Origin of the sequence: Bacillus cereus group sp. Bce019 (genome assembly GCF_051781745.1) — a bacterium.
Lineage (GTDB): Bacteria > Bacillota > Bacilli > Bacillales > Bacillaceae_G > Bacillus_A > Bacillus_A cereus.
The window spans coordinates 1-262 of the sequence record NZ_JBPWJX010000195.1 but is presented as its reverse complement, the minus strand read 5'-3'; the positions used below and the strand labels follow the sequence as shown (position 1 = coordinate 262).

Below are 262 nucleotides of genomic sequence, written 5' to 3'. Positions count from 1 at the left end.
GATGGCCATGCCCTCGACGGTAGCGCCGCCCAGTTCGATCAGCTGTTGGGTGCCCGCCCATTCGGTGGCGAGCAGCGGGATGCTCGTATTCAGTTTTCGGGTCTGCTGTGCCAGTCGCGCCGAGTCACCGGCGTTGGCGACAAAAACAAGCCCGTCGGGGCGGGGGGCCAGGAGTTGCTGCACAACTTGCAGCAAGCTCTCGTCCGCCGAATGAAAGGTCTGGACGCCGAGAATTTGACCACCGCCGTTCTCGAACGCGTGC

The 262-nt window shown here is 63.7% G+C and carries 1 protein-coding gene; it reads right to left on the bottom strand.

The genetic code is table 11. The annotated features are described in order from the left end of the window. On the bottom strand, nucleotides 1–262 hold a 262-nt coding region (locus ACS2QP_RS27980), incomplete at both ends, for a hypothetical protein (protein WP_438883100.1).